Origin of the sequence: Bacillus cihuensis (assembly GCF_000504145.1) — a bacterium.
Classification (GTDB): Bacteria; Bacillota; Bacilli; order Bacillales; family DSM-1321; genus Peribacillus; species Peribacillus huizhouensis.
Genome location: NZ_KI632495.1, coordinates 1,731,332 through 1,737,942, shown reverse-complemented (window position 1 = coordinate 1,737,942; position 6,611 = coordinate 1,731,332). Strand labels below are relative to the sequence as shown.

Below are 6,611 nucleotides of genomic sequence, written 5' to 3'. Positions count from 1 at the left end.
TGGCCGTTATGACTTAGCTAGCATAGCTAGTACCGAAATACTTAGCATCGGGGTTCATAAAAAAAGCGTAATTAAGTGGTTGAACCGTAGAGATTTAAGCTCCGGCGCGAAAATCGCCAATCTCGCTCGAAAAGTGATGATTTCGGCACGAAAGAGCTCCGTTCCGGACCGAAAAGAAGCCAAACCGGCATGTAAATTTGAAATCCGGCCCGTACTGATGGTTTGTGCATGTGCATTAGCTGATGTGCCGTAGCTAACATAACTGGGACAGCATCGGGGTTCATAAAAAAAGAGTAATTAAGTGGTTGAACCGTAGAGATTTAAGCTCCGGCGCGAAAATCGCCAATCTCGCTCGAAAAGTGATGATTTCGGCACGAAAGAGCTCCGTTCCGGACCGAATTGAAGCCAAACCGGCACGTAAATTTGAAATCCGGCCCGTAATGATGGTTTGTGCATGTGCATTAGCTGATGTGCCATAGCTAACATAACTGGGACAGCAACGGGGTTCATAAAAAAATAGTAATTAAGTGGTTGAACCGTAGAGATTTAAGCTCCGGCGCGAAAATCGCCAATCTCGCTCGAAAAGTGATGATTTCGGCACGAAAGAGCTCCGTTCCGGACCGAAAAGAAGCCAAATCGGCACGTAAATTTGATATCCGGCACGTAAAGACGGTTTGTGCATGCGCTCTGGCCGATGTGCCGTAGCTAACATAGGTGGAACCGAAATACTTAGAATCGGGCTTATATAAAATAATTCATTACGGGCAGGTTTATAGAAAGAGTTGAGATTTTTCTAGGGTAACCAACAAAAGATTTAATTTTTTTTCAAAAAAGCAAACTTTTCATGGCTAACTAAGGTATGTAGTGTAAAGGAATTAAAAGAAGGGGAGCAATCCAAGCTATGGAACTTAATGAAAAAAAGCTGATTCAAGATATATTAGGAGGTGACAAGGCTGCTTTCAAGAAGCTGTATGACATTCATTTCAACCAAGGAATGCGTACGGCGATTGCGATTACGAGGGATCGCGAAGTAGCGAAAGATGCCTTGCAAGAAACTTTCATCCGTGTGTATCGCAATCTATCTTCCTATGATCAAAATCAACCATTTGAGCCTTGGTTTTATCGGATTTTAATCAATGAATGCAACCGATTATTAAAAAAGGAGGCAAAAATCAAACAGTTGATGCAAGCACAAAAGACAGAAGTGAATTCCAGCAATAGTCCAAAAGAGGAATATGATGATTTATATGAGGCGATTCAATCGTTAAAAGATATGTACCGCCATCCGTTAATTTTAAAATATCTTAAAGGGTTTACTGAACGCGATATTGCCACCTGTCTAGAAATCAATGTGAACACAATTAAAACCCGGTTATTAAAAGGAAGAGAAAAATTAAGAAAGCTGTTAAATGAGAAAAGAGGCGGTCAACATGTCTAAAAATTTGAACGAAGATGAAATCAAACAAACCATGCTGGAAAATACCGAATATGACAGTAAGGAAAAAGAGGAAATCTGGAATAAGATCGAGTCGGAAATTAAGCAATCGGATCGGAATAACAAAAAGCAAGTTATGAAAAAACGGTACGCCATTCTCATGACAGCAGCAGCTGCCGTATTTTTATTATTTGGAACGGAAACCGGTACCGGTTATGCCCTGATCGATAAGGTGAAGCAGTTATTTGTGCCAGAAAAGAAAGTGCCGCTGTCCATAGAAGGTACAGAGGAAGAAACAGATGTGACACTGAAGGAATCTGCTGACTATGTCATCTATGTAGATGAAGAACATTATCGCTATGAAGAAAAAGAAGGCTATGATCTGATCGTACCTAAAGTGGACTTACCGGAGCGATATCCTGAAGTTTCAATGGAAATTAGACAAATTTCCGATAAAAAACCAGATGAAGTGCTTAAAGACGTACAAGACGAATTAAGAAAATCATTCCCAGAATTGAAGGAACCAGAAAAAGTAACTACGCCTTTAAAAGGGTGGATGTTGAAAGGGATTACCGGCGTTGAATGGGATTCACCTGTAACGAAAACGTATATCATCAGCAATGGCCAAGCAGGAAGCTTCGTCATTAAACAAACCTACTTTTTAGAAGCGTCAGAAGGTCACGCTGTTCGGTTTGATAACATGCTAAAAGAGTTTAAACTGATTCCAAAAGAATAAAGTGAAACTTCAATCACAGTGGGGGCTTCACCGCCCTCTGATGGTTAGTCCCATTCTAGTGTCGCAAACACCTCACTCCGCTTAGGTAAAGTGCCACTACGAACTAGCGACCTTTAGTCTTTCGTCTATGTAACACATATCCTGTGAGCGCAAACTTACCAATCGGGCTTTTACTGCCCGTTAATACGATAAATCCGCGAAAAATTGGACGACATATCTAGTCATTTTCTTTGCGCAAACATATATATATAGCAAGGAACATTCCGAATATTAAATGAAATATGAAATATTAGATTGACGAAGTGTAAATAGTCGATTAAAATTATGTCAATTTGGTAAACAAAGCGTGCCAGGTTGTAGATAGGGATTTGCGCAAAGGGATTCTGTCGACGGGTGTTACGAAAGGGTTAGATCCTTTGAGGCACTGTCGTATATGATAAAGGAAGACCTTTATTACGCGGATGTTCCAATTTAAAGTAAAACCTTTTTTCTTGCGTAGTAATGAAGCAGGACAAGAGGTACAGACAAAGGGATGACTTTGAGATGAAATTGATAGATTATGTTTTAGCTGACAAACAGGAGGAAATGCTTCATTTTATTGAACAATTGGTGAATATAGATAGTGGTTCACATGTAAAAAGTGGTATTGATACGATCGGTTTAATTTTGAAAGGCCATTTTGAGGATATCGGTTTTGTGGTGGAAACGATTGAGCAAGAGGAACATGGGAATCATTTGATCATTCAGCATAATGAAGCAGTGAACCCGAAAATTATTATCGTTGCCCATATGGATACCGTTTTTCCGAAAGGCACAGTTGCTAAGCGCCCATTTCGAATTGAAGGGGACCGAGCCTATGGACCGGGCGTTGTCGATATGAAATCAAGCCTAGTCGAACTATTATATGCAATGAAATATATGAAAGAAGTAGGCAATGAAGGCTATAAGAACGTGCAAATTATCTTGAATAGTGATGAAGAAATCGGCTCACCGACGTCGCGTTCGCTCATCATGGAAAGAGCAAAAGGGAAAGAATTTGCACTCATTATGGAACCGGCACGCAAGGATGGATCTCTCGTTTCTGCAAGAAGAGGTGGCGGTCATTATACGCTGATTGTGAAAGGAAAAGCGGCACATGCAGGAATCGAGCCAGAAAAAGGGAGAAGTGCGATTGAGGAACTTGCGCATAAAGTGATTCAGCTTCATCACCTATCTGATCACGAAAAAGGAATTAGCGTCAATGTCGGTATGATCGAAGGTGGATCTGCCTATAACACTGTTTCTTCAAAAGCTGTTGCCCATATTGATATTCGCATTGCGCAAATGGATCAAGCACAAACTTTGCTTGAAAAAATGAAAGAAATTTGTTCATTCACATCGGTTCCCGGTACAAAAATCAAGTTGACCGGTGAAATCGGCCGACCACCGATGGAAAAAACTGAACAAACGAAGAGCCTTCTTGACATCATTCGCAAAGTAGGAGAAGAAATCGGCATAAAAGTGTCTGACACATCAACGGGCGGTGGCTCAGATGCATCATTCACAGCAGCAACTGGTGTTGCAACTGTAGATGGACTCGGCCCTGTCGGCGGTAATGCCCATAGCGATGAAGAATATCTAGAAATTCCAACCTTAACCGAACGGACTTTATTATTGGCCAAAACGATTCAAAAACTATCTGAATAAATGTGAGACCCCCGAGATGCCCGGGGGTCTTATATTATGTGACCAGTTATTAAGACAAAGTAGCAAGCAAACTTTGGGATATACTGTCCCCAATCTAGACGAAATGCTCCGCTACCATAAATTATCCCGACTCCCCTACTTATATTTTATCCCGCATTAACGGGCAGTAAGCCCCCGACCTCAAGGCTTAGAGGAATCGAGGAAGCGGAGGTGGGGGATAACTGCCCGTAAAAGCCCGATTGGTTCAACTAACCATCAGTGGAAAAACCCCACTGATAGCAGTTTCACTTTACAATAGTTTATGTTATAGTCGTTTTTGGGAATTGTATTTATTAAGATAGTAAAGATGGAGTTGACACATATGTTACATCAGTTTTCGCGTAATGAGTTGGCAATTGGTCAAGAAGGTATAGAGCTGCTGAAAAATTCAACGGTTGCCGTGCTTGGGATTGGTGGAGTGGGTTCTTTCGCTTCTGAAGCTTTGGCACGTTCAGGTGTAGGCCGTATGATTCTTGTAGATAAGGACGATGTCGATATTACAAATGTAAATAGACAAATACACGCACTTCTTTCGACAGTTGGTCAACAAAAAGTTGAATTAATGCGTGACCGGATTAAAGAGATTAATCCAGAGTGCGAAGTGATTGCAATGAAAATGTTCTATACAGAAGAAACGTACGAAGACTTTTTCAGTCACGGCATTGATTATGTAATTGATGCTTCTGATACAATCATCTATAAAATCCATCTTATGAAAGAGTGTCTAAAACGAGATATTAAGATTATTTCGTGCATGGGTGCAGCTAATAAAATGGATCCAACGAGATTCCGAATTGTCGATATTTCCAAAACGCACACAGATCCACTTGCAAAAGTGATTCGTACCCGTTTACGAAAAGAAGGCATCTATAAAGGAATTCCGGTTGTCTTTTCCGATGAAACGCCAATTGTCACAAGAGAAGAAGTCAATAAAGTGGTCGGTAAACCAGACGCGAAAATTCGCAAAGCGAAAATGCCGCCATCTTCCAATGCATTCGTCCCATCAGTTGCTGGCTTAATTTGCGCAAGTTGGGTCGTAGGTGAAATTACGAAAGAAGTGAAAGTATACCGCGTTGGCGACGTAATTGAATAATATCGGAGAAAAATGCTGATTTCAATCGGCATTTTTTTATGAAATACTTTTCGCTATTTTTTTTATAATGAAAAATATTGTGAAATATGAATAGTACCATAGAACACAAGTATTTTTGAAAAAAACACCTATTTTACAATATGATTATCCAATGGATCTCCATACATAGACCTGCGTATAAGTAACTATTCTCTTTAAAACGAGGTAGACGAACGAATTAGAATCAGTTACACTATTGTCAAAATATTTATTATATTTGGAATATTAACTTTTTGTTTAAAAAGTTATGACTTCCAAATGTTCCAACATTATAAAAATCAGGGGGTACACGCATGAAAACGAAAAAGCTAGCGGGAATTTTCATGTCGCTGTCACTAGGGGCGGCGCTATTATCCGGCTGTGGTTCTTCAGACAGTGCCGGGAGCAATGCAAGTGATGAACTATTGATTGGAGCAAACTTAGAATTGACTGGTGGTGTTGCTTCATATGGTCAATCGATTTATGAAGGGGCAAATCTGGCGCTTAAAGAAATCAACGAAAAAGGAATTAACGGGAAAAAACTGAAGTTTGTCAAATACGATAATAAATCTACAGCAGAAGAAGCGATGAATGGGGCTTTGAAACTGATCAATCAGGACAAAGTACTTGCTATCATTGGTTCAGCAACGAGCACGAACACGCTTGCTCAAGTAGAGTTGGCGAATAAAAACAAAGTTCCGATCATTACGGCAACAGGAACAAGTCCAGAAGTGACAGTGACGAAAGGGAAATTGAATGAATATGTATTCCGGACATGCTTTATCGATCCATTCCAAGGAACGGTTGCCGCGAACTTTTCTACGAAAAACTTAAGTGCGAAAACAGCAGCGATCTATATTGACAACTCAAGCGATTACTCAAAAGGGCTTGCGGCATCTTTTAAAGAATCATTTGAAGCAAATGGCGGCTCCGTTGTAACACAAGAAGCTTATTTACAAAAAGATACCGATTTCCGTGCTACTTTAACACGGATTAAATCAAAACAGCCTGATTTCATTTACATTCCAGGCTATTACGAAGAAGTAGGTTTGATTGTGAAACAAGCACGTGAATTAGGAATTGATGTGCCGCTTATGGGCGCTGATGGATGGGATTCTCCGAAACTATTAGAAATTGCCGGCGCTGATGCTCTAACAAAGACATTTATCACGAATCATTATTCTTCTGGTGATCCTGATGTGAAAATCCAAAGCTTTGTTGAAGCTTTCCAAAAAGAATACAAAGGCAAAAAACCAGATGCTTTCGCTGCATTAGGATATGACACAGCATACTTCCTAGCAGAAGCGATTAAAAACGCTGGCGAAGAAGTAACGAGCGAGAAAATTCAACAAGCACTTGCTGAAACGAAAAATCTGCAATTAGTATCAGGCACATTTACAATCGACGAAAACCATAACCCAATCAAATCAGCGACGATTTTACGATATGAAAAGGGCGAGCAAGTTTTCGAAACAAAAGTAAATCCTTAAGAAACTTGAGGTTATTCGAAAGGGTCAGACCCACATCTTCTATTTATTGTTTATAGATAATCAAACAATAAAAGGTGTTTTTTGTGTGGTCAGACCCTTATTTTCTTCGAAGGG

6 protein-coding genes are annotated in these 6,611 nt (G+C 40.1%); all 6 read left to right on the top strand.

Annotation, left to right across the window (positions count from 1 at the left end; translation table 11 throughout):
• Positions 1–253, top strand: a 253-nt coding sequence (locus V179_RS31720) for a hypothetical protein (protein WP_235179039.1), incomplete at its 5' end; no start/stop codon positions are given.
• A gap of 648 nt (positions 254–901) precedes the next feature.
• The gene (locus V179_RS0114160) at positions 902–1,438 is read left to right on the top strand and encodes an RNA polymerase sigma factor (protein WP_051404964.1); all 537 of its coding nucleotides are present in this window, start codon (positions 902–904) and stop codon (positions 1,436–1,438) included.
• Positions 1,431–2,171 (top strand): hypothetical protein, encoded by a 741-nt coding sequence (locus tag V179_RS0114155; RefSeq protein ID WP_028392043.1) that lies wholly within the window; start codon positions 1,431–1,433, stop codon positions 2,169–2,171. Before V179_RS0114160 ends, V179_RS0114155 begins: the two co-directional genes overlap by 8 nt.
• A gap of 543 nt (positions 2,172–2,714) precedes the next feature.
• Complete coding sequence (locus tag V179_RS0114150; RefSeq protein ID WP_051404963.1) at positions 2,715–3,857, top strand: M20 family metallopeptidase; 1,143 nt, start codon at positions 2,715–2,717, stop codon at positions 3,855–3,857.
• A 361-nt stretch (positions 3,858–4,218) separates the two neighbouring features.
• Positions 4,219–4,989, top strand: coding sequence for a tRNA threonylcarbamoyladenosine dehydratase (locus tag V179_RS0114145; RefSeq protein WP_028392041.1), 771 nt, complete (start codon positions 4,219–4,221; stop codon positions 4,987–4,989).
• A gap of 332 nt (positions 4,990–5,321) precedes the next feature.
• Positions 5,322–6,497, top strand: a complete 1,176-nt coding sequence (locus V179_RS0114140; RefSeq protein ID WP_028392040.1) for an ABC transporter substrate-binding protein — start codon at positions 5,322–5,324, stop codon at positions 6,495–6,497.
• Positions 6,498–6,611: the final 114 nt, after the last annotated feature.

Excerpts from the sequence above, each read along its gene's own strand:
- V179_RS0114140 (WP_028392040.1), top strand. The coding sequence starts at position 5,322 with ATGAAAACGAAAAAGCTAGCGGGAATTTTCATGTCGCTGTCACTAGGG.
- V179_RS0114155 (WP_028392043.1), top strand. The coding sequence starts at position 1,431 with ATGTCTAAAAATTTGAACGAAGATGAAATCAAACAAACCATGCTGGAA.
- V179_RS0114160 (WP_051404964.1), top strand. The coding sequence starts at position 902 with ATGGAACTTAATGAAAAAAAGCTGATTCAAGATATATTAGGAGGTGAC.
- V179_RS0114145 (WP_028392041.1), top strand. The coding sequence starts at position 4,219 with ATGTTACATCAGTTTTCGCGTAATGAGTTGGCAATTGGTCAAGAAGGT.
- V179_RS0114150 (WP_051404963.1), top strand. The coding sequence starts at position 2,715 with ATGAAATTGATAGATTATGTTTTAGCTGACAAACAGGAGGAAATGCTT.